This window comes from Rhizobium sp. AB2/73 (assembly GCF_020871915.1).
Taxonomy (GTDB): Bacteria; Pseudomonadota; Alphaproteobacteria; order Rhizobiales; family Rhizobiaceae; genus Rhizobium; species Rhizobium dioscoreae.
Genome location: NZ_CP067071.1, coordinates 3,004,623 through 3,025,605, shown reverse-complemented (window position 1 = coordinate 3,025,605; position 20,983 = coordinate 3,004,623). Strand labels below are relative to the sequence as shown.

At 61.5% G+C, this 20,983-nt stretch carries 18 protein-coding genes; 16 read left to right on the top strand and 2 right to left on the bottom strand.

From position 1 onward, the window contains the following. Window positions 1-134 precede the first annotated feature (134 nt). The 14 genes from mdh to I8E17_RS14820 all read left to right on the top strand — a co-directional run bounded on the left by mdh (window position 135) and on the right by I8E17_RS14820 (window position 16,214). Window positions 135-1,097 (top strand): malate dehydrogenase, encoded by a 963-nt coding sequence (mdh, locus tag I8E17_RS14885; protein ID WP_069613384.1) that lies wholly within the window; start codon window positions 135-137, stop codon window positions 1,095-1,097. A gap of 27 nt (window positions 1,098-1,124) precedes the next feature. Next, entirely contained in the window at window positions 1,125-2,318 is a 1,194-nt protein-coding gene (gene sucC, locus I8E17_RS14880) for an ADP-forming succinate--CoA ligase subunit beta (protein ID WP_069613385.1), read from the top strand. A gap of 5 nt (window positions 2,319-2,323) precedes the next feature. Next, complete coding sequence (locus tag I8E17_RS14875; protein WP_069613386.1) at window positions 2,324-2,815, top strand: DUF1579 family protein; 492 nt, start codon at window positions 2,324-2,326, stop codon at window positions 2,813-2,815. A 12-nt stretch (window positions 2,816-2,827) separates the two neighbouring features. Beyond that, entirely contained in the window at window positions 2,828-3,730 is a 903-nt protein-coding gene (sucD, locus tag I8E17_RS14870; RefSeq protein ID WP_069613387.1) for a succinate--CoA ligase subunit alpha, read from the top strand. Between the two features lie 175 nt (window positions 3,731-3,905). Further along, complete coding sequence (locus I8E17_RS14865) at window positions 3,906-6,890, top strand: 2-oxoglutarate dehydrogenase E1 component (RefSeq protein ID WP_069613388.1); 2,985 nt, start codon at window positions 3,906-3,908, stop codon at window positions 6,888-6,890. An 11-nt stretch (window positions 6,891-6,901) separates the two neighbouring features. Further along, window positions 6,902-7,228, top strand: a complete 327-nt coding sequence (locus tag I8E17_RS14860) for a YciI family protein (RefSeq protein WP_069613389.1) — start codon at window positions 6,902-6,904, stop codon at window positions 7,226-7,228. 24 nt (window positions 7,229-7,252) lie between these two features. After that, window positions 7,253-8,500, top strand: a complete 1,248-nt coding sequence (gene odhB, locus I8E17_RS14855) for a 2-oxoglutarate dehydrogenase complex dihydrolipoyllysine-residue succinyltransferase (protein WP_069613390.1) — start codon at window positions 7,253-7,255, stop codon at window positions 8,498-8,500. A gap of 15 nt (window positions 8,501-8,515) precedes the next feature. After that, the gene (locus I8E17_RS14850) at window positions 8,516-9,265 is read left to right on the top strand and encodes a DUF4241 domain-containing protein (protein WP_069613391.1); all 750 of its coding nucleotides are present in this window, start codon (window positions 8,516-8,518) and stop codon (window positions 9,263-9,265) included. After that, window positions 9,262-9,789, top strand: a complete 528-nt coding sequence (locus I8E17_RS14845) for a hypothetical protein (protein WP_229002030.1) — start codon at window positions 9,262-9,264, stop codon at window positions 9,787-9,789. Before I8E17_RS14850 ends, I8E17_RS14845 begins: the two co-directional genes overlap by 4 nt. Then, window positions 9,786-10,541: an SDR family oxidoreductase gene (locus tag I8E17_RS14840; protein WP_069613392.1), complete on the top strand. Its 756-nt coding sequence runs from the start codon at window positions 9,786-9,788 to the stop codon at window positions 10,539-10,541. Before I8E17_RS14845 ends, I8E17_RS14840 begins: the two co-directional genes overlap by 4 nt. A 17-nt stretch (window positions 10,542-10,558) precedes the next feature. Beyond that, a complete protein-coding gene (locus tag I8E17_RS14835; protein WP_069613393.1) occupies window positions 10,559-11,197 on the top strand; it encodes a LysE family transporter in 639 nt (212 codons plus the stop codon). Window positions 11,198-11,225: 28 nt separating this feature from the next. Further along, window positions 11,226-12,632, top strand: coding sequence for a dihydrolipoyl dehydrogenase (lpdA, locus tag I8E17_RS14830; protein WP_069613394.1), 1,407 nt, complete (start codon window positions 11,226-11,228; stop codon window positions 12,630-12,632). Between the two features lie 112 nt (window positions 12,633-12,744). Next, entirely contained in the window at window positions 12,745-15,606 is a 2,862-nt protein-coding gene (locus I8E17_RS14825; RefSeq protein WP_113366672.1) for an insulinase family protein, read from the top strand. A gap of 101 nt (window positions 15,607-15,707) precedes the next feature. Next, window positions 15,708-16,214: a DUF2867 domain-containing protein gene (locus I8E17_RS14820; RefSeq protein ID WP_069613395.1), complete on the top strand. Its 507-nt coding sequence runs from the start codon at window positions 15,708-15,710 to the stop codon at window positions 16,212-16,214. Here the strand turns inward: I8E17_RS14820 and I8E17_RS14815 are convergent. Both I8E17_RS14815 and I8E17_RS14810 read right to left on the bottom strand, forming a co-directional pair. Continuing rightward, a complete protein-coding gene (locus I8E17_RS14815; protein ID WP_069613396.1) occupies window positions 16,198-17,289 on the bottom strand; it encodes a TraB/GumN family protein in 1,092 nt (363 codons plus the stop codon). The two genes, I8E17_RS14820 and I8E17_RS14815, sit on opposite strands and share 17 nt — an antisense overlap. Before the next feature lie 152 nt (window positions 17,290-17,441). Then, the gene (locus tag I8E17_RS14810) at window positions 17,442-18,377 is read right to left on the bottom strand and encodes a tyrosine recombinase XerC (protein WP_069613397.1); all 936 of its coding nucleotides are present in this window, start codon (window positions 18,375-18,377) and stop codon (window positions 17,442-17,444) included. Between the two features lie 247 nt (window positions 18,378-18,624). On the opposite strand from I8E17_RS14810, the gene I8E17_RS14805 reads away from it, so the two are divergent. Together I8E17_RS14805 and I8E17_RS14800 are read left to right on the top strand one after the other, a co-directional pair. After that, a complete protein-coding gene (locus I8E17_RS14805; RefSeq protein ID WP_069613398.1) occupies window positions 18,625-19,569 on the top strand; it encodes a 1-acyl-sn-glycerol-3-phosphate acyltransferase in 945 nt (314 codons plus the stop codon). Between the two features lie 26 nt (window positions 19,570-19,595). Continuing rightward, complete coding sequence (locus tag I8E17_RS14800) at window positions 19,596-20,732, top strand: AAA family ATPase (RefSeq protein WP_069613399.1); 1,137 nt, start codon at window positions 19,596-19,598, stop codon at window positions 20,730-20,732. Window positions 20,733-20,983: the final 251 nt, after the last annotated feature.

The following is a 20,983-nucleotide window of genomic DNA, read 5'->3' as shown; positions in this document are numbered from 1 at the left end:
CTAACCGATTGAAATTCCTGATCTCAAAATAATCAATTGCCAATTTCGGCCTTTGGGTCTATGCGATTGGCGGCTATTGTGGATGCCTGTCACGGTGTCCCGCCACGGATTTTGATCGCAAAGGATACACCGAAATGGCGCGCAACAAGATCGCACTTATTGGTTCTGGCATGATTGGTGGCACGCTGGCGCATCTCGCCGGCCTGAAGGAACTGGGCGACATCGTCCTGTTCGACATCGCGGACGGCATTCCTCAGGGCAAGGGCCTCGATATCGCCCAGTCCTCTCCCGTCGAGGGCTTCGACGCCAACCTCACCGGCGCCAGCGACTATTCCGCGATCGAAGGCGCTGACGTCTGCATCGTCACCGCCGGCGTTCCCCGCAAGCCGGGCATGAGCCGCGACGATCTTCTCGGCATCAACCTCAAGGTCATGGAACAGGTCGGCGCCGGCATCAAGAAGTATGCCCCGAATGCTTTCGTGATCTGCATCACCAATCCGCTCGACGCCATGGTCTGGGCGCTGCAGAAATTCTCGGGCCTGCCGACCAACAAGGTCGTGGGCATGGCTGGCGTGCTCGATAGCTCGCGCTTCCGCCTCTTCCTCGCCAAGGAATTCAACGTATCGGTCGAAGACGTCACGGCTTTCGTTCTCGGCGGCCACGGCGACTCGATGGTTCCGCTCGCCCGCTACTCCACCGTTGCCGGCATCCCGCTGACGGATCTCGTCAACATGGGCTGGCTGACCGCCGAGCGCCTCGAAGAAATCATCCAGCGCACCCGTGACGGCGGCGCCGAGATCGTCGGCCTGCTCAAGACCGGTTCTGCCTATTACGCTCCGGCCGCGTCCGCCATTGCCATGGCCGAGTCCTACCTCAAGGACAAGAAGCGCGTCCTGCCCTGCGCCGCGCACCTTGATGGCCAGTACGGCGTCAAGGACATGTATGTCGGCGTTCCCACCGTCATCGGTGCTGGCGGCATCGAGCGTGTCATCGAAATCGACCTGAACAAGGCTGAAAAGGAAGCCTTCGACAAGTCGGTCGCAGCCGTTGCGGGTCTTTGCGAAGCCTGCGCCACGATCGCGCCGTCGCTGAAGTAATTTCCGCGTTCCAACAGGGATAGACCCATGAACATTCATGAATACCAGGCCAAGGCGCTGTTGAAGAGCTATGGCGCACCCGTCGCGGACGGCGTTGCCATCTTCTCGGCGGATGAAGCCGCCGCCGCTGCCAAGCAGCTTCCGGGCCCGCTTTACGTGGTCAAGAGCCAGATCCACGCCGGCGGCCGCGGCAAGGGCAAGTTCAAGGAACTGGGCCCGGATGCCAAGGGCGGCGTTCGCCTCGCCAAGTCGGTCGACGACGTCGTCGCCAACGCCAAGGAAATGCTCGGTCACACGCTGGTTACCAAGCAGACCGGCCCGGCCGGCAAGCAGGTCAACCGCCTCTACATCGAGGACGGCGCCGACATCGACCGCGAACTCTATCTCTCGATCCTGGTCGACCGTTCCGTCGGTCAGGTTGCCTTCGTCGTTTCGACCGAAGGCGGCATGGACATCGAGACCGTTGCGCATGACACGCCGGAAAAGATCATCACCGTCGCCATTGACCCGTCGACAGGTGTGACGGCTGCCAACACGGCTGCTCTTTCCGACGCGCTGAAGCTTGAGGGCGCTGCCCGCGAAGATGCCGCCAAGCTCTTCCCGATCCTCTACAAGGCCTTCGTCGAGAAGGACATGGCGCTCCTCGAAGTGAACCCGCTGATCGTCATGACCAACGGCCGCCTTCGCGTTCTCGACGCCAAGGTTTCCTTCGACGGCAACGCACTCTTCCGTCATGAAGACATCCGCGCGCTGCGCGATACGACCGAAGAAGACGAGAAGGAAATCCAGGCCCACGAATACGATCTCGCCTATGTCGCCCTCGACGGCAACATCGGCTGCATGGTCAACGGCGCCGGTCTCGCCATGGCAACCATGGACATCATCAAGCTCTACGGCGCCGAGCCGGCGAACTTCCTCGATGTCGGCGGCGGCGCTTCCAAGGAAAAGGTCACGGCCGCCTTCAAGATCATCACCGCCGATCCGGCTGTCCAGGGCATTCTGGTCAACATCTTCGGCGGCATCATGAAGTGCGACGTCATTGCCGAAGGCGTGCTCGCAGCCGTGAAGGAAGTCGGTCTGAAGGTTCCGCTCGTCGTGCGCCTCGAAGGCACCAACGTCGAGCTCGGCAAGAAGATCATCAACGAATCCGGTCTCAACGTCATCTCCGCGGATGACCTGGACGATGCCGCCCAGAAGATCGTGAAGGCAGTCAAGGGCTGATCGGGATGGCTGCTTCCTTCGCTCCAACGGCTGCTCATCTTCGCCTCGGTGCCTTTGCCGGCACCTGGGAAGGGGAAGAGCATGTCGCGGCTTCGGCCTGGACGAAGGAAGGTACGGCAACCGCGCGACTTGCGGCCGAGTGTCTGTTCGGCGGGTTTTTCGTCGAGCAGCGCTACGTGCAGACGCGGGACGGCAGCACATCGTTCGAAGCCCGGAACATTCTTGGCTTCGACGCTGCGGATCAGGCCTACAAGTTCTATCAGTTCGATACGGTGGGTTTTGTGCCCGCCGCGCCGGCCTCCGGCGAGTGGATCGACGACAAGCTTGTCCTGACCAGGGTCTCGCCGCGCGGTCAGCAACGCACTCTCTTCCAGTTCGAAAATGAAGACTGCTACCGCATGGGCGTCACGTTCTCGCCCGCCGGCAGCGATACATGGCAGGAGGTCGTCAGCGGTGTCTATCGCCGCGTTGCCTCCGCGTCTTCCAACCTCTCGTAACAAAGGCCTCGCATGTCTATTCTCATCAACAAAGACACCAAGGTTCTGGTTCAGGGCCTGACCGGCAAGACCGGCACTTTCCACACTGAACAGGCGCTCGCCTATCACGGCACGAAGATGGTCGGCGGTATCCACCCTTCCAAGGGCGGTGAAACCTGGACCGGCTCCAAGGGCGAAAAGCTGCCGATCTTCAAGTCCGTCGCCGAAGGCAAGGATGCGACCGGCGCCAACGCCTCGGTCATCTACGTTCCGCCGGCAGGCGCCGCAGCCGCGATCCTCGAGGCGATCGAAGCCGAAATCCCGCTCATTGTCTGCATCACGGAAGGCATTCCGGTCGCCGACATGGTCAAGGTCAAGGACCGTCTGATCAAGTCGAAGTCGCGCCTGATCGGACCGAACTGCCCAGGCGTTCTCACCCCGAACGAATGCAAGATCGGCATCATGCCGGGCTCCATCTTCAAGAAGGGCTCCGTCGGCGTTCTCTCGCGTTCCGGCACGCTGACCTACGAAGCCGTGTTCCAGACCACCAATGAAGGCCTCGGCCAGACGACGGCTGTCGGCATCGGCGGCGACCCGGTCAAGGGCACCGAATTCATCGACGTCCTGGAAATGTTCCTCGCCGACGACGAAACCAAGTCGATCATCATGATCGGCGAAATCGGCGGTTCGGCTGAAGAAGACGCGGCACAGTTCCTCAAGGACGAAGCCAAGAAGGGCCGCAAGAAGCCGATGGTCGGCTTCATCGCCGGCCGCACGGCTCCTCCCGGCCGCACGATGGGCCATGCCGGCGCCGTTATTTCCGGCGGCAAGGGCGGCGCGGAAGACAAGATTGCAGCGATGGAATCGGCAGGCATCCGCGTGTCGCCGTCGCCGGCGCGTCTCGGCAAGACGCTGGTGGAAGTCCTGAAGGGCTGAGCCTACCTAAAGCAAGGCCGGATGGGGCGGCAGTTGCCTTGTCCCGTCCGGTTTAGATATTCGCAAGTGCATACCGACGGCCTTGATGGCCTCAGATGAAATACGGTCGCCGGGGACCCGAAAACCGGCAATGCTAACAAGTTGGGAGACGGGCGAGAGCGCCCGCAGATTCACCATGGCAAGGCAAGAAGCCAACGAGCAATTTCAGATCACCTCGTTCCTGGATGGCGCCAATGCTGCCTATATCGAGCAGCTCTACGCGCGCTACGAGGACGATCCTTCATCGGTCTCCGACGAGTGGCGGTCGTTCTTCAAGGCGCTCGAGGATAGTCCCGACGATGTGAAGAAGGCGGCCAAGGGCGCCTCCTGGCAGCGCAAGAACTGGCCGATCCCGGCAAAGGGCGATCTCGTCTCCGCGCTCGATGGCGACTGGGGCGTTGTCGAAAAGGTCATCGAAACCAAGCTGAAGGCCAAGGCCGAAACCGCCGGAGCGCCGGCGAGCGCGACCGACGTCCTGCAGGCGACGCGCGATTCCGTCCGCGCCATCATGATGATCCGCGCCTATCGCATGCGCGGTCATCTGCATGCCAAGCTCGATCCGCTCGGCATTGCGGCCCCGGTCGAAGACTACAAGGAACTGTCGCCGGAAGCTTACGGCTTCACCGAGGCCGACCTCGACCGTAAGATCTTCATCGACAACGTGCTCGGACTCGAATTCGCGACCATTCGCGAGATGATCGAGATCCTTGAGCGCACCTACTGCTCCACCCTCGGCGTCGAATTCATGCACATCTCCAATCCGGAGGAAAAGGCCTGGATTCAAGAGCGCATCGAAGGTCCGGACAAGGGCATCGCCTTCAATCCCGAGCGCAAGAAGGCCATCCTTCAGAAGATCATCGAAGCCGAGGGCTATGAGCAGTTCCTCGACGTCAAGTTCAAGGGCACCAAGCGCTTCGGCCTCGACGGCGGTGAATCGCTGATCCCGGCGCTCGAACAGATCCTCAAGAGCGGCAGTCAGCTCGGTCTTCGTGAAGCCGTGTTCGGCATGGCCCATCGCGGCCGTTTGAACGTGCTCTCCCAGGTCATGGGCAAGCCGCATCGCGCCATCTTCCACGAGTTCAAGGGCGGCTCCTACGCGCCGGACGAAGTCGAAGGCTCGGGCGACGTGAAGTACCACCTCGGAGCCTCCTCGGACCGTGATTTCGACGGCGCCAAGGTGCACGTGTCGCTGACGGCAAACCCGTCGCACCTCGAAATCGTCAACCCGGTGGTCATGGGCAAGGCCCGCGCCAAGCAGGATATGGGCGCCACCCAGTGGGACGGCGATATCATACCGCTGTCCGAGCGCGCCAAGGTCGTGCCGCTGCTCATCCATGGTGACGCGGCTTTCGCCGGCCAGGGCGTCGTTGCCGAAATCCTCGGCCTCTCCGGTCTGCGCGGCCACCGCGTTGCCGGCACGATGCACGTCATCATCAACAACCAGATCGGTTTCACCACCAATCCGGCCTTCTCGCGCTCGTCGCCCTATCCGTCCGACGTCGCCAAGATGATCGAGGCACCGATCTTCCACGTCAACGGCGACGATCCGGAAGCGGTCGTCTATGCCGCGAAGATCGCGACCGAATTCCGCATGAAGTTCCACAAGCCGGTCGTGGTGGATCTCTTCTGCTACCGCCGTTACGGCCACAATGAAGGCGATGAGCCGTCCTTCACGCAGCCGAACATGTACAAGGTTATCCGCGCCCATAAGACGGTACTGCAGATCTATTCGCAGCGGCTGATCAGCGAAGGCGTGCTGACCGAAGGCGAAGTCGAAAAGATGAAGGCCGACTGGCGCGCCCATCTCGAGCAGGAGTTCGAGGCCGGCCAGTCCTACAAGCCGAACAAGGCCGACTGGCTTGACGGTGAGTGGTCCGGCCTGCATACGGCCGACAATGCCGACGAGCAGCGCCGCGGCAAGACCGCCGTGCCGATGAAGTCGCTGAAGGAAATCGGCCGCAAGCTGTCGGAAATCCCGGCTGGCTTCCATGCGCACCGCACCATCCAGCGCTTCATGGAAAACCGCGCCAACATGGTGCAGACCGGCGAGGGCATCGATTGGGCAATGGCGGAGGCTCTGGCCTTCGGTTCTCTCGTCGTCGAAGGCCACAAGATTCGCCTGTCCGGTCAGGACTGCGAACGCGGCACCTTCTCGCAGCGCCACTCGGTTCTCTACGATCAGGAGACCGAGGAGCGTTACATTCCGCTCGCCAATCTCTCGCCGACCCAGGCCCGCTACGAAGTCATCAACTCGATGCTCTCGGAAGAGGCGGTTCTCGGCTTCGAATACGGCTACTCGCTTGCCCGTCCGAACGCGCTGACCCTTTGGGAAGCCCAGTTCGGCGACTTCGCCAATGGTGCACAGGTCGTGTTCGACCAGTTCATCTCGTCGGGTGAACGCAAGTGGCTGCGCATGTCGGGTCTGGTCTGCCTGCTGCCGCATGGCTATGAAGGCCAGGGTCCGGAACACTCCTCGGCTCGCCTGGAACGCTACCTGCAGCTCTGCGCCGAAGACAACATGCAGGTCGCCAACGTTACGACGCCGGCGAACTACTTCCACATCCTGCGTCGTCAGCTGAAGCGCGACTTCCGCAAGCCGCTGATCCTGATGACGCCGAAGTCGCTGCTGCGCCACAAGCGCGCCGTATCGACCCTTGCGGAGATGGCCGGCGAAAGCTCCTTCCATCGCCTGCTCTGGGATGATGCGGAGCTGATCAAGGACAGCCCGATCAAGCTGCAGAAGGATAACAAGATCCGTCGCGTTGTCATCTGCTCGGGCAAGGTCTATTACGATCTGCTGGAAGAGCGTGAGAAACGCGGCATCGACGATATCTACCTGCTGCGCATCGAACAGCTCTATCCGTTCCCGGCCAAGGCGCTCATCAACGAGCTTAGCCGCTTCCGCAATGCGGAAATGGTCTGGTGCCAGGAAGAGCCGAAGAACATGGGCGCATGGTCCTTCATCGATCCGTATCTGGAATGGGTGCTTGCCCATATCGATGCGAAGTACCAGCGCGTTCGCTACACCGGTCGTCCGGCCGCCGCCTCTCCGGCGACGGGGTTGATGTCCAAGCATCTGTCGCAGCTTGCGGCGTTCCTCGAGGACGCGCTCGGCGGTTGAGGGGTTGCGCGATGGCCTATTTTCATCTGAAACTTGTGCCGCCGCGCCCCAGCTTCCCGCATGACGCCACGGAGGAGGAGATGGCCGCCATGCAGCAACACGCCGCCTATTGGCGAGAACATGCGAATGCCGGGACGGCAATTGTCGTCGGCCCGGTCTTCGCGGCCGATGGTGCTTTCGGCATGGCCATTGTCGACGTGGAGCATGTTGATGCCGCCAAGTCGATTGGTGATGCCGATCCCGTCCTACTCGCCGGGCTCGGTTTCCGTATCGAAATCTCGCCGATGCCCTCACTCATTCTCCGGTCTTCTGTCGCCGGAATTCCATCCAACTCATAAAGACGAAAAATCAGGATTTGAACAATGGCCACTGAAATCCGCGTTCCTACCCTCGGCGAATCCGTCAGCGAAGCGACCGTCGGTACCTGGTTCAAGAAGGTCGGCGATGCCATCAAGGCCGATGAGCCGCTTCTCGAACTTGAAACCGACAAGGTGACGATCGAAGTTCCGGCGCCTGCTGCCGGCACGCTTTCCGAAATCGTTGCCCAGGCCGGCGAAACCGTGGGTCTCGGTGCGCTGCTCGGCCAGATCTCCGCCGGCAACGGCGCTGCCGCCGCTCCGGCACAGGCTGCCGCACCCGCCGCCGCTGCTGCTGCTCCGGCGCCCGCCGCCGCTGCACCGGTTGCTGCCCCCGCCGTTTCCGCTCCGGCTTCTTCCATGCCGCCGGCACCGGCTGCCGGCAAGCTGCTTGCCGAAAACAATCTCTCCGCCGATCAGGTCGAAGGCAGCGGCAAGCGCGGCCAGGTCCTGAAAGGTGATGTGATCGCTGCGGTTGCCAAGGCTGCTTCGGCTCCCGCCGCCGCGCCGGCGGCACCGGTTGCCGCCCGCGCCCCGACCGCCGTCGAGGACGTCAACCGCGAAGAGCGCGTCAAGATGACCCGTCTGCGGCAGACGATCGCCAAGCGCCTCAAGGATGCGCAGAATACTGCTGCCATGCTCACCACCTACAACGAGGTGGACATGAAGGCCGTCATGGACCTGCGCAACAAGTACAAGGACATCTTCGAGAAGAAGCATGGCGTGAAGCTCGGCTTCATGGGCTTCTTCACCAAGGCCGTCACCCATGCGCTGAAGGAACTGCCTGCTGTCAACGCCGAGATCGACGGCACTGACATCATCTACAAGAACTACTGCCACGTCGGCATGGCCGTCGGCACCGACAAGGGTCTTGTCGTTCCCGTTATCCGCGATGCGGATCAGATGTCGATCGCGGAAGTCGAGAAGGAGCTTGGCCGTCTGGCGAAGGCGGCTCGCGACGGTACGCTGGCGATGGCCGACATGCAGGGCGGCACCTTCACCATTACCAATGGCGGCGTCTACGGTTCGTTGATGTCCTCGCCGATCCTGAATGCGCCGCAGTCGGGCATTCTCGGCATGCACAAGATCCAGGAACGTCCGGTCGCCATCGGCGGCCAGGTCGTCATCCGTCCGATGATGTATCTGGCGCTCTCCTACGATCACCGCATCGTCGACGGCAAGGAAGCGGTTACCTTCCTCGTGCGCGTCAAGGAAAGCCTGGAAGATCCGGAACGTCTCGTTCTCGATCTCTAAGGGGAGCGTTGGATCATGTCGACATGGCCCATGCGGACGCTGCGCGGATTGCTATGCGCCGTCGCCGCATGGGTGCCATCCTCCGCCGGCGCGGCGGAGTTCGACATTTCCAAACTCAGCAGCAATCTCGATCTGGCGTCGCTTGGCGACGCCGATCTTGCCGCCCGCTCGATCAATGTCCTGCACATCGGCAAGGTGGAACTGACCTCCGGGCGCATCGTCGCCAGCGACCCGCTCGTCGGGCCTGACCGCGCCGCATTTACTCGCACCGTTTCTCCCGGCGATTATCCCGTTACCTTGTATCAAGCCTTAGGCCGCATCGCTGCGGCCAGCATGCGTTTTGCCGAGGGCAAGCCGGTGCGCTGGGAACTGGCCGTGGTCCCCGGCCAGGATATCAACTCGCTGAAGAATGATGAGTTCTTCGGCTATCCGGTCGATGCCGGTCTTGGCTGCTACATGGATGCCGACACCTTCGCGCTGATCCAGGAGCGCGAAAAGCAGGTCCAGGCAGAGAAGTCGTCGTCGGATATCAACTACTATGATGACGTTCTGGCCTCCGAGCTGCAGCCGAATAACGACGACTACGTCTTACATCGGCCGATATCGGGCAAACGAGGCAATCTCGCCATCTTCTCGAGCGGCTGGGGTGATGGCTTCTATCCGGTGTTCTGGGGGCTGGATGCCGCTGGCAGGCCGCTGGTTCTGTTCACTGATTTCGGCGTCATGGAAAATGCCGACGGCCGGCGCGAGCCGGGAGGGCAATGACGATGCCGATCGCAAGCACGATGAACCGACTGGCCTCGATGCCTTGGATAATGCTGGCCTGCGCGGTCAATCCCGTGCCTGCCTATGCGGAAGAATGCGTGCAGGAAAAGGCTGTCTATGTCGATATGGACAATGCCTATGAGCTGCGCTTCGAGCCCATGGGTTCGGAATCATCCATCAGCAACAGATTCAAGCTTGCAGTGCGCAACACCAATATCGTGGCCGATGGGATCGTGATGCGCACAGACGACCATCTGCGCGCCGATGGCCGGATCATGTTCGAATGTCCTGAAGGGGATGTAACGGGAGCCGACCTCAGGGCCTGCACCGTGTGGCAGGGCATGGTCTATGCCTCGGATCTGAAAGGCCATATCCGCGCATTGCCGGGAGAAGGCGAGAGCGCGGCGGATCGGCTGTTCCTGCCGGCGCTCGGTCCCTCGATCCAGAAGTCGTCCCTCTGGGGCAAGGGCAAGGCAACTGTCGCGCCGTGGGATGTCCTTAGTCTGAAAGGATGCAATCAATGACCGACGACACACCTGTTCTTCTCGTGACCGGCGGCAGCCGTGGCATCGGTGCCGCGGTTTGTCTGGCAGCCGCTCAGCACGGCTGGGCCGTTGCGGTCAATTATGCGTCCAACAAGGATGCGGCCGAGGCGGTGGTGGGGACGATCGTTGACGCCGGCGGCCAGGCGATCGCAGTTGCCGGCGATGTCGGCAAGCCCAAGGATATCAAAGCCATCTTCGCCAAGGTCGATGCGCATTTCGGCCGCATCGACGGGCTCGTCAACAATGCCGGCATCGTCGATGTCATCCAGCGCCTGGATGAAATGACGCCGGAGCGGATCGACCGCATGTTTCGCATCAACGTCACCGGCTCGATGCTGGCGGCGGCCGAAGCCGTGCGCCGCATGTCGACCCGGCATGGCGGCAAGGGCGGAGTGATCGTCAACGTCTCCTCCATGGCGGCGACGCTTGGCGGTGGCGGGCAATATGTCGATTATGCCGCCTCCAAGGGCGCGATCGATACGTTCACTGTCGGGCTTGCACGCGAGGTGGCGGCGGAAGGCATTCGGGTGAATGCGGTGAGGCCCGGCATCATCGATACGGATATTCATGCGGCCGCCGGACTGCCGGATCGGGCGCGCGATATCGCACCACAATTGCCGATGAAGCGCTCGGGAACGGCTGATGAGGTCGCGGATGCCATCCTCTACCTGCTGAGCCCGCACGCATCCTATATAACCGGTGCCGTGCTCGACGTGAGCGGCGGTCGCTGATCGGAAAGGGTCGATAGATGCCATATATTCTCGAATTCCTCGGCCTGATGGCGGTGTTCTCGATCTTCATCGTCATTCCGGGCGCCGATTTTGCCGTGATCCTGCGCCAGAGCATCGTGCATGGCCGCCGCGCCGCCATGATGACGGGCCTCGGCATGGGCTTCTCGCTGCTCTTTCACATCAGCTACACAATTCTTGGCCTGGGCCTGATCGTGTCGCAGTCGTTAATGCTGTTCAGCCTGATCAAATGGGCAGGCGTGGCCTATCTCGTCTATCTCGGCTTCAAGTCCTTCCGCCAGCCGGGTTTCCAGGTGAAGGATGTCGAGATCACCGAGGAAGACCGCAAGCCGGTTTCCGTCTGGCGCTGCCTGGCGACGGGCTTCATCACCAATGCGCTGAACCCGAAGCCGGTGCTGTTCTTCCTGTCGCTGTTTTCGACGCTCGTCCATCACGATACGCCGGCGCTCATCCAGTTCAGCTACGGCATCGGCATGGCGGCGGCGCTTGTCGCCTGGTTTGCCGGCGTTTCCACCTTCTTCACCGTCAAGCCGGTGCGCGACCGTTTCATCGCATCAGGCAAATGGTTCAACCGCATCACCGGAGCGGCGCTTGTCGGCTTCGGCATCCGCCTTGCCTTGGCACGGGCGACTGACTAACAAAGATACAAAACAAGGAAATTAAAACATGTCCTACGATGTGATCATTATCGGAACCGGCCCCGGCGGCTATGTCTGCGCAGTCAAGGCAGCGCAACTCGGCCTGAAGGTCGCGGTCGTCGAAAAGCGCGCGACCTATGGCGGCACCTGCCTCAATGTCGGTTGCATCCCCTCCAAGGCGCTGCTGCACGCTTCCGAAGTGTTCCATCATGCCGGCCATGGCATGGATGCCCTCGGCGTCGAAGTTGCCGCTCCGAAGCTCAATCTTGAAAAGATGCTGGCGCACAAGGATGCAACGGTTAAGTCGAACGTCGACGGCGTCGCCTTCCTCTTCAAGAAGAACAAGATCGATGCCTTCCAGGGCATCGGCAAGATCGTTTCGGCCGGCAAGGTTTCCGTCACGGCCGAAGACGGCAAGGTGACCGGGATCGAAGGCAAGAACATTGTCATCGCCACCGGCTCCGACGTTGCCGGCATTCCGGGCGTTCCGCTGGAGATCGACGAGAAGGTCATCATCTCCTCGACCGGCGGCATCGCGCTCGACAAGGTGCCGGGCAAGATGATCGTGGTCGGCGGCGGCGTCATCGGCCTCGAGCTCGGCTCGGTCTGGTCGCGTCTCGGCGCCAAGGTCACCGTCGTCGAATATCTCGACACCATCCTCGGCGGCATGGACGGCGAAGTCTCCAAGCAGTTCCAGCGCATGCTTGCCAAGCAGGGTCTTGAGTTCCATCTCGGCGCCAAGGTCGTCGGCGTTGAAAAAACCGGCAACGGCGCCAAGGTTACCTTCGAGCCGGTCAAGGGCGGCGACAAGGTCGTGCTCGATGCCGATGTCGTTCTCGTTGCCACCGGCCGCAAGCCCTACACGGCCGGCCTCGGCCTCGAAGAAGCCGGCGTGGCGCTCGACAATCGCGGCCGCGTCGAGATCGACGGTCACTTCAAGACCAACGTCCCCGGCATCTATGCTATCGGCGACGTGGTGAAGGGCCCGATGCTCGCCCACAAGGCGGAAGACGAGGGCGTGGCGCTTGCGGAAATCCTCGCTGGCCAGGCCGGCCATGTGAACTACGACGTCATTCCGAGCGTGGTCTATACGCAGCCGGAAGTCGCCTCCGTCGGCAAGACCGAGGAAGAGCTGAAGGCTGCTGGCATCGCCTACAAGGTCGGCAAGTTCCCGTTCTCGGCCAACGGCCGCGCCCGCGCCATGTTGGCGACGGACGGTTTCGTCAAGATCCTGGCGGATAAGGAAACGGACCGCGTTCTCGGCGGCCATATCGTCGGCTTCGGCGCCGGCGAGATGATCCACGAGATCGCCGTGCTGATGGAATTCGGCGGTTCGTCGGAAGATCTCGGCCGCACCTGCCACGCGCATCCGACAATGTCGGAAGCCGTCAAGGAAGCCGCGCTCGCGACCTTCTTCAAGCCGATCCATATGTAAGATCGGACAGTCCCGGCGTGACAAGCGCCGGGATTGCAATGCTTGCCTGATGATGCGATGTACGGGCTCCCGTGCATCGCATCATCCAATCGTTCTCACCAACAAAGCAAGCATGTCACGTCAAAACCCAGCCGGCCGCCTATTCCGGAAACTTTTCGTTGCGACATCGCTCGCACTCCTCGTTACCGTTGCAGCTCCCGCCTATGCGGAAACGCCTGTCGCCAGCTGGCCTCAGGCGGCAAGCGATCTGCCGGTGGAGCAGGGAATTCGCTTTGGGACTTTGCCGAACGGCATGCGCTATGCCGTCATGCACAATGCAACACCGGCCGGTCAGGTGGCGATCCGCTTCCGCATCGGCGCTGGCTCGTTGCAGGAGCGCGATGACCAGCAGGGTCTGGCGCATTTCCTCGAGCATATGGCCTTCAAGGGCTCGACCCATGTGCCGGAAGGCGAGATGGTGCGCACCCTCCAGCGGCTCGGTCTTGCCTTCGGCGCGGATACCAATGCGTCCACGAGCTATGGCGAAACTGTTTATGCGCTGGATCTGCCGGAAGCCAATCCGGAGACGGTTTCGACTGGATTGATGCTGATGCGCGAGACGGCGAGCGAACTGACGCTCGATGCCGGCGCCTTCGACCGCGAGCGCGGCGTCATCCTTTCGGAAGAGAAGCTGCGCGACACGCCGCAATATCGCGGCGGGGCCGGTTTGCTTGCGCAGCTGCTGCCAGGGCAGCGTGTGCCGCAGCGTCCGCCCAACGGCAAGACCGATATTATCAGCAACGCTCCGGTCGATCTGCTGCGGGACTTCTACCGCAGCTATTATCGCCCCGATCGCGCCACCCTGATTGTCGTCGGCGATATCGATGCGGCCGCCATTGAAACCGATATCCGCAACCGCTTCGGCAATTGGGTCCCCGCCGCACCTGCACCCGCAGACCCTGATCTCGGCACTCTCCAAAGCCGTGGAGAGCGCGTCGGCACGGTCATCGTGCCGGGTGGCGCGACCCGCGTGCAGCTTGCCTGGACGCGTGCCTACGACGCTTCGCCGGATAGGACTGCCAAGCGCCGCTCGCAGCTGGTGGAGGATATCGGCCTCGCCGTTCTCAACCGGCGTCTGTCAGTTCTGGCACAGCAGCCCAATCCGCCCTTCGTCAGCGCGCAGGCCGGTGCGCAGGATCTGCTGAAATCGGCCCATGTGGCGATGGTTTCCGCCGATAGCGATCCCGCGAAGTGGCAGGCTGCCCTGGCCGCTATCGATCAGGAGCAGCGCCGCCTAGCGCAGTTCGGCGCCGACCAGAGCGAGATCGACAGGGAAATCGCCGAATATCGCTCCACCCTCCAGGCAGCCGCGAGCGGTGCCGCGACGCGCGCGAGCCCGGATATTGCCGGCTCGCTAAGCTGGAGCGTCGGCGAAAACATGGTCTTCACCTCGCCTGCGGAAGATCTGGCGCTGTTTGATGCCGCGATGAAGGACCTGCGGGCGGAAGAGGTCAACCAGGCTCTTCAGCGCATCTTTACCGGCAATGGTCCGCAACTCGTCCTGCAAATCCCGCAAATGCCTGAGGGCGGCGATGCTGCTGTCGAGAAAGCCTATGCCGAATCGCGCGCCGTGGCGGTAAAGGCACCGGAACAGACGGCTTCGGTCGCATGGCCCTATACCGATTTCGGCAAGCCCGGCGATATCGTCGAACGCCGTACGGTCGATGATCTCGGCGTTACGATGGTGCGTTTCGCCAATGGCGTCCGCCTGACCGTCAAGCCGACGAAATATCGCGCCGATGAGATTTTGGTGCGCGCAGAAGTCGGCCGTGGGCGGCTGGACCTGCCGAACGATCGCCCGCTGCCGATCTGGGCGGCGCCGGCTCTGCCGCTATCCGGCCTGAAAGCCATCAGCTACGACGACATGCAGAAGGCTTTTGCCGCGAAGGTCGTGAGCATTGATTTCGCCATTCAGGATGCCGCTTTCAAATTCGAAGGTACGACGCAGCCGCGCGATCTGCAGACGCAATTGCAGCTGCTGACGGCTTACGTCTCCGATCAGGCCTATCGTCCGGATGTCTTCAAACGGGTCCAGCAAGCCTATCTGAACATGCTTCCCCAGCTTCAGGCGACGCCAGGCAGCGTGGTCGGCCGCGATCTTTCCGGTCTCCTGCATTCCGGCGATCCGCGCTGGGAATTCCCGGACCGGACTCAGTTGATGGATGCGAAGCCGGAAGATTTCGAGGGCCTCCTGCAGCCCGCTCTTTCGAAGGGGCCGATCGAGGTCATCATCGCCGGCGATGTCGAGGTCGATGACGTCATTCGCTTGACGGCGCAGACCTTCGGCGCGTTGCCGGTTCGCGGTGGCGAAGGGAAACAGAGTGGCGGTTCCGGCGTGCATTTTCCTGCACCGACGACCGATCCGGTCGTGCGCCTTCACGATGGGCGCAGCGACAGCGCCGGTGCAGCCGTCGCCATGCCGATCGGCGATTTCCTTTCGGATCTGCCGCGTGCTGCCGCTGCCAATGTCGCCGGCGCGATCCTGCAGAACCGCCTGGTCGACCAGTTCCGTATCGCCGAGGGCGCCACCTACAGCCCTCAGGGCGAGGTCGATCTGTCGAGGTCGATCCCCGGCTATGGTTTTGCCTATCTCTATGTCGAAACCACACCCGCCAAGGTGGATCATTTCTTCGAGCTGGTGGATAAGATCGCCGCCGATCTCGGTCAGGGAGATGTTTCGCCCGATGAGCTGACGCGGGCCAAGGTTCCGATCATGGAAGCGGTGAAGCGCTCGCAGCAGACCAACGGCTATTGGGTCCAGAATCTTCACGATGCTCAGAGCGACTCTCGGCGTCTCGACCGTATTCGCAAGAGCATCAGCGGCTACGAAGCCGTGACCGCCGAGGATGTCCGCGCCATCGCAACGACTTATCTGAAGCCCGATGCATCCTGGCGGCTGAAGATCTTGCCGGCGGATGGATCGGCCGTGCGTTAGGCCGTTATCTGGCGGCCAAATTGCCGCAGCCGGCTTTTGTTGGTCGGGCAGCATTGCAATGTGTGGTAGTCTGCAGCCGTCGAATAAAGGCGGATGAAATCATGTCTGCAAGGCCTTTGATGGTGAAGCCCCTAATGCCGCATCCGGCGCTGCCGGATGCCGATTGGGCCGACTGCTACGAGCTGAGTATCCCGAACTCGGATCTGACGGCCATCGCCGCCGCCCGAACGATGCTGAGCCGCTTTCCGCTTTGGGCGCGGCTGCTGATACGAGTGCGCGATGCGGTAACCAGCTTGTTCGGCTTGAAATCCAGCAGCGACCTTCGGGCACAGGAGCTGGAAAAGATCGGCTTCTTTCCCGTCGTCAGCAAGTCCGACACTCAGGTCGTGCTCGGCTTCGACGATCGGCATCTCGATTTTCGGGTCGTTATCGACGTGCGTGATGACGATCAGGGGCGCCGGCTGGTTGATGCCACGACGCTCGTCCGGCGGAACATATTGCTGGGTCGGATCTATCTCGCAATCATCACGCCATTCCACCGGCTGATCGTCGCGACGATGCTTGCCGATCTCGGCAAGCGGTTGCGAGCGGTCAGTTTGCCGCCGTGACAGTAAAACCCTGTTTGCGCAGCAGCGCCACAAGACCCTGATCGCCGACGAGGTGAAGCGCGCCAACGGCGATGAAGGCGTTGCCCTTGTCGAGAACCGGCGCGGCACGCGCGGCCATGACCTTGTTTCGATCGAGGATGATGCGCTGTTCGAAGGCGGCGGTATCGGCATCGGTGATCTTCTGGTCCGGTTCGATCACCTTCAGCATCGGGATCATCGCGCCGATATTGCCGGCGAGATAGAGGCCTGTCATCGTTTCGTTGACGTCGTTGATTTTGTCGCCCAGTTCGAGCGTCTGCATCAGCGATTTCAGATGAAGCGCGATCGGCAGATCGCTCATGGCCTTGGCCTGCTCTGCCAGCGTTTCGAGACCAACGACTTTCTTGCCCTCGGCCGCGGCGTCGCCCGCCAGCTTCTGGTCGAGGAATTTCGCACCGGCCGTCTTGCGGCGAACCTCGCAGCCCGTCATCTCGAAGGAGCTCGAGATCAGCCAGGGTTGCATGCGGGAAACGGCGGCGAGCACAATGCCGCGCGCTTTCAGACCCGCTTCCAACCGGGCATTGTCTTCGGGCGACAGATGCTGGCTGATGGTCGAGCCGTCGGTGAGCATGGTGAGTGAGGGATTGGCGAAAAGGGCAGCGGCAGCCTTCTTGTCGTCGAGAATTTCGTCCGATTCGACTACGATCGTATCGGCTGATGCAACGGCGTCCGCGGCGCCCTTCGGCAGGGTGAGCACGCGCGAATCCGAAACATGCATGGTGCCGAGCAGCCAGGACGGCTTCAAGCCGGGCTTCTCGATCTTCCAGAAGATGCTCTTGCCATTCTCTACCTTGTCGCCGGCGGCGATGATGGAGGCGTATTTTGCCGGATCGTTCTTTTGAAGTTCGGCCATCAGATCCTTGCCGCCGCAGCTGTCGGACGCAGCGCCTTCTGCATGAGCCGGCTGCAGTGTCAGCATAGTCGCGACCAACAGCACCGCCAGCATCAGTGGAAAGGCACTTACAAGCCAGAGCAGCATATCGCCTAGCGTCGGCTTCATCGACCGCATCGTCTTGGACCCGAGGGCAGAAATCATCAGAATCTTCCATTCGCAGAGAGCATGACCGCTAATGCCGGAAAGCGGCTTTCGGAGGGCATGCCGGGAGATGGTTCTGCTTTACGCGCGTGAGACGGAAATTCCCTTAACGCGAGAGGTTAATCTTTTCTTATGCGTGCGCGTGAACGGCCTTACGCGCGGGGATGGGCGCGGTCGTAGACCTCGAGCAGGCGCGAGGAGTCGACACCGGTATAGACCTGCGTCGTCGAAAGGCTCGCATGGCCGAGCAGTTCCTGGATGGTTCTGAGGTCGCCGCCGCCGGCCAGGAGATGGGTGGCAAAGGAATGGCGAAGCGCGTGCGGTGTTGCTGTATCCGGGAGCCCGAAGGCGCCGCGCAACTTCTGCATGCCGTGCTGGATGATGCCCGGTTGCAGCTTGCCGCCGCGCGCACCACGAAACAGGGCGCCATCGGCTTCGAGATGATAAGGGCAGAGCTTGCGATATTGATCGATCGCTTCGATGACGATCGGAAGCAACGGCACCAGCCGGGTTTTGTTGCCCTTGCCGGTGATGCGCAGCGATGTCGCTCCTGATGGAAAATCCTGCGGTTTCAGATCCAGCGCTTCGGAAATGCGCAGACCGCAGCCATAGAGCAGGGTCAGCACGGCGGCATCGCGCGCGGCGATCCATGGTTCGTCGTGCAGCTGCGCCTCGTCACTGACGACGGTAATCGCCTGCTTGTCGGAAAGGGGCTTCGGCAGCGATTTCGGCTGTTTCGGCGAGCGCACCGCGGCTGCACCCGCGGCATTCACAAGGCCCTTCTTCTCAAGATAGCGCAACAGCGAACGAAGGCCGGCGAGATTGCGCCCGAGCGAACGCGCACCGGCACCATCCTTGCGGCGCGCGGCCAGAAAAGCGCGAAAGTCGGCCGGACGGAGCGCATGAATATCCTCGATCGTCGCCGGACCGCCGAGATGACCGGTGAGGAAGGTCAAGAATTGCCGCGTATCGCGTTCATAGGCATTCAGCGTGTGGGCGGCGAGCCGCCGCTCCTGACCAAGCGCATCGAGCCAGCGGTTGCGTTCCGCCATCAACCTGGAGTCGGCGATGATCAATAATTCGTTCAGTGGAAAACCTCTTGAAATTCAGATCGCATCTGCCACTTTGAAGTAAGGAAGGTTATGGAATCGCTAATTTTCCCGCTGCTTCCGGCGCGTTTTCCCTTCGTGCTGCGGGGAGTAGCTGGGCTTCAATGAAACTGCATATGGGTCGATTCCGGATCTCGTATGGTCCGCCTTCCATATGCGAGGCGCTTGTCATGCTTCGATCATATTCGATTGCGATAGAATATCTCCCAACCATTCAGGACACTTCATGGCGCGCCGCGGCTCGATAACTGCACTGGGACAACTTGCAGAAGTGATCGCTTTGGTGTCTCAGGGCCAGCCCGGACATATTGTCGATACTCTCATCGCCGAGCGCGGACAAAAGATCGTCCGAAATCCGCTCTGGCCGCTCATGCGCCCGTTTCTCTACACGCTGTTGCGCTACAACAAGGCAATCGAATTCGCCGACGATGTCGCCAAGCTCTCCGGCTTTCAATGCTTCGAATATATGAGCGATCTGCTGCGGCTCGATATCGGCGTCACCCATCCCGATCGTATCCCGGCTAAGGGCGGCTTCATTCTCGTCAGCAATCATCCTACAGGCATTGCAGATGGCGTCGCCGTCTTCGATCTCCTGAAGCCGCGCCGGCCCGATATGATGATCTTTGCCAATCGCGATGCGGTACGCGTCAACCCGCGCTTTGCCGAGATGATCATCCCTGTGGAATGGCGCGAGGAGTATAAGAGCAAGCCGAAGACGCGCGAGACGCTTCAGTTGACCAACCGCGCCGTGGCGGAGGGCAAGGTTACGGTACTGTTTCCATCAGGCCGCATCGCCTACTGGGCGAACGGCAAGCTGAACGAACGGCCGTGGAAGACCTCTGCCGTGGGTTTGGCGCGCAAATACAATCTGCCGATCCTGCCCGTGCATCTGACGGCGCGCAATTCCGGCCTGTTCTACTGGTTCGCCAAATGGTCGACCGAGCTGCGCGACATGACGGTCTTTCACGAGCTGCTCAACAAGCGCGGCGACCGGTTCGATTTCCTCGTGGGCAATCTCATTCCGGTCGAGCATCTGGACGGCGATGTCAACGAGGTGACGAAGGCGCTGGAGAGGCATACGGTCGTCGATCTTGCGGCGGATGGAAATGCAACCTTCTCGGCGCTTGTTCCTCCGAACCAGGACGAGCCTCTGGTTTCGCATTCTCTTTAATATCGGAATCGGCTAAACCCTCCGGCATGCAGCTACGCTCCATGTTTGCCCGCAATTATCGTTCCCTGCGCTCGATCCGCGTGGATCTTTCGGATGTCAATCTGTTCATCGGCGAGAACGGTGTCGGCAAGTCCAATCTCTATCGCTCCCTGCAGCTCGTTCAGGCGGCGGTTCGCGGCCGGCTGGCGCATGAGATTTCCAGCGAGGGCGGCATGTTCTCGGCCATGTGGTCGGGCAAGCGCCGTTCGCATGAGTCCCCCCGTATCCGCTTCGATGTCGAGCTGCTCGACATGGAGCGGGCGGCGACCTTTCGCTACTGGATCGAGGCGGGCATGCGGCCGCCCTGTGCCTCCGCGGGATTTCCACTGGAGCCGCAGGTCAAGGCCGAGGAGCTTTCCGTCGAGACGGGGCGCAGGCCGGTGACGATGATGAAGCGCGAGGGGCCAGGCATTTCCGTGCGCGGCGAGAGCGGCCGCATGCAGGCGCATCCCGAGAACGCCCTGACTTCCGAAACGGCGGTCGCGCTACTGGGCGATGCCGGTCATTTTCCGGAGATCGGCACGTTCCGGCGCGCCGTCGACGCCTGGCGATTCTACCATGGCTTCCGCACAGATCGCGGCTCGCCGCTGCGTGCGCCTTGTCTTGCCGTGACGTCTCCCATGCTGGATGAGGATGGCGCCAATATCGCCGCGGTTTTCGCAACTCTCGTCCATACGCGCGAAGATACCGTGGAGCTGGACCGGGTTCTAGACGCAGCGCTCGGCGGCGCCAGGCTCGTCGTGCCGGAGCCACGGGAAACGGCGGATTTCGGCCTGATGCTGCCCGAATTTCCCAACCGCATCTTCCAGCCGCGCGAGCTTTCCGATGGCCAGATCCGCTTCCTCGGTCTTGCCGCCGCCTTGATGTCCTATCGCCTACCGCCGCTGATTGCGCTCAACGAGCCGGAGGCGAGCCTGCATCCGGACATGCTGGTGCCGCTTGCCGACATGATCGCTGAGGCCGCAAAGACCAGCCAGATCTGGATCGTCACCCATTCAGAACGTCTGGCCGAGGCCGTGCGCGAGCGTTGCGGCGCCAAGCCGCGCCGGGTGATCCGTGAGGACGGTTCTACCTGGATCGACGGCATGAGGTTGACTGGCGAGATCGATGATGACGATGAGTAGCGATCTAATTCCGCCGTCGTCCGGCCCATGCGCCGCGACTGGCTGCGGCATTGGGAAGCGTTGAAACGCTGAATGCCAAATAGGCGGTTCGCGCTGAAAGCTACCCTCCGTGGCTTCCTCGAATTGGGCTTATTCAGAAATGCCGGCAATCCAATTGATCGTGCAATCATTATCATGTATCAAAATTGACGTACGTACATCAAAATGACGGAAAAATAATTGGTGAGGATCTGAGGTGTTCCCTGGTGGCT

Coding starts and splice junctions, on each gene's coding strand:
- mdh (WP_069613384.1), top strand. CDS start 135: ATGGCGCGCAACAAGATCGCACTTATTGGTTCTGGCATGATTGGTGGC.
- sucC (WP_069613385.1), top strand. CDS start 1,125: ATGAACATTCATGAATACCAGGCCAAGGCGCTGTTGAAGAGCTATGGC.
- I8E17_RS14875 (WP_069613386.1), top strand. CDS start 2,324: ATGGCTGCTTCCTTCGCTCCAACGGCTGCTCATCTTCGCCTCGGTGCC.
- sucD (WP_069613387.1), top strand. CDS start 2,828: ATGTCTATTCTCATCAACAAAGACACCAAGGTTCTGGTTCAGGGCCTG.
- I8E17_RS14865 (WP_069613388.1), top strand. CDS start 3,906: ATGGCAAGGCAAGAAGCCAACGAGCAATTTCAGATCACCTCGTTCCTG.
- I8E17_RS14860 (WP_069613389.1), top strand. CDS start 6,902: ATGGCCTATTTTCATCTGAAACTTGTGCCGCCGCGCCCCAGCTTCCCG.
- odhB (WP_069613390.1), top strand. CDS start 7,253: ATGGCCACTGAAATCCGCGTTCCTACCCTCGGCGAATCCGTCAGCGAA.
- I8E17_RS14850 (WP_069613391.1), top strand. CDS start 8,516: ATGTCGACATGGCCCATGCGGACGCTGCGCGGATTGCTATGCGCCGTC.
- I8E17_RS14845 (WP_229002030.1), top strand. CDS start 9,262: ATGACGATGCCGATCGCAAGCACGATGAACCGACTGGCCTCGATGCCT.
- I8E17_RS14840 (WP_069613392.1), top strand. CDS start 9,786: ATGACCGACGACACACCTGTTCTTCTCGTGACCGGCGGCAGCCGTGGC.
- I8E17_RS14835 (WP_069613393.1), top strand. CDS start 10,559: ATGCCATATATTCTCGAATTCCTCGGCCTGATGGCGGTGTTCTCGATC.
- lpdA (WP_069613394.1), top strand. CDS start 11,226: ATGTCCTACGATGTGATCATTATCGGAACCGGCCCCGGCGGCTATGTC.
- I8E17_RS14825 (WP_113366672.1), top strand. CDS start 12,745: ATGTCACGTCAAAACCCAGCCGGCCGCCTATTCCGGAAACTTTTCGTT.
- I8E17_RS14820 (WP_069613395.1), top strand. CDS start 15,708: ATGTCTGCAAGGCCTTTGATGGTGAAGCCCCTAATGCCGCATCCGGCG.
- I8E17_RS14815 (WP_069613396.1), bottom strand. CDS start 17,289: ATGATTTCTGCCCTCGGGTCCAAGACGATGCGGTCGATGAAGCCGACG.
- I8E17_RS14805 (WP_069613398.1), top strand. CDS start 18,625: ATGGCGCGCCGCGGCTCGATAACTGCACTGGGACAACTTGCAGAAGTG.
- I8E17_RS14800 (WP_069613399.1), top strand. CDS start 19,596: ATGCAGCTACGCTCCATGTTTGCCCGCAATTATCGTTCCCTGCGCTCG.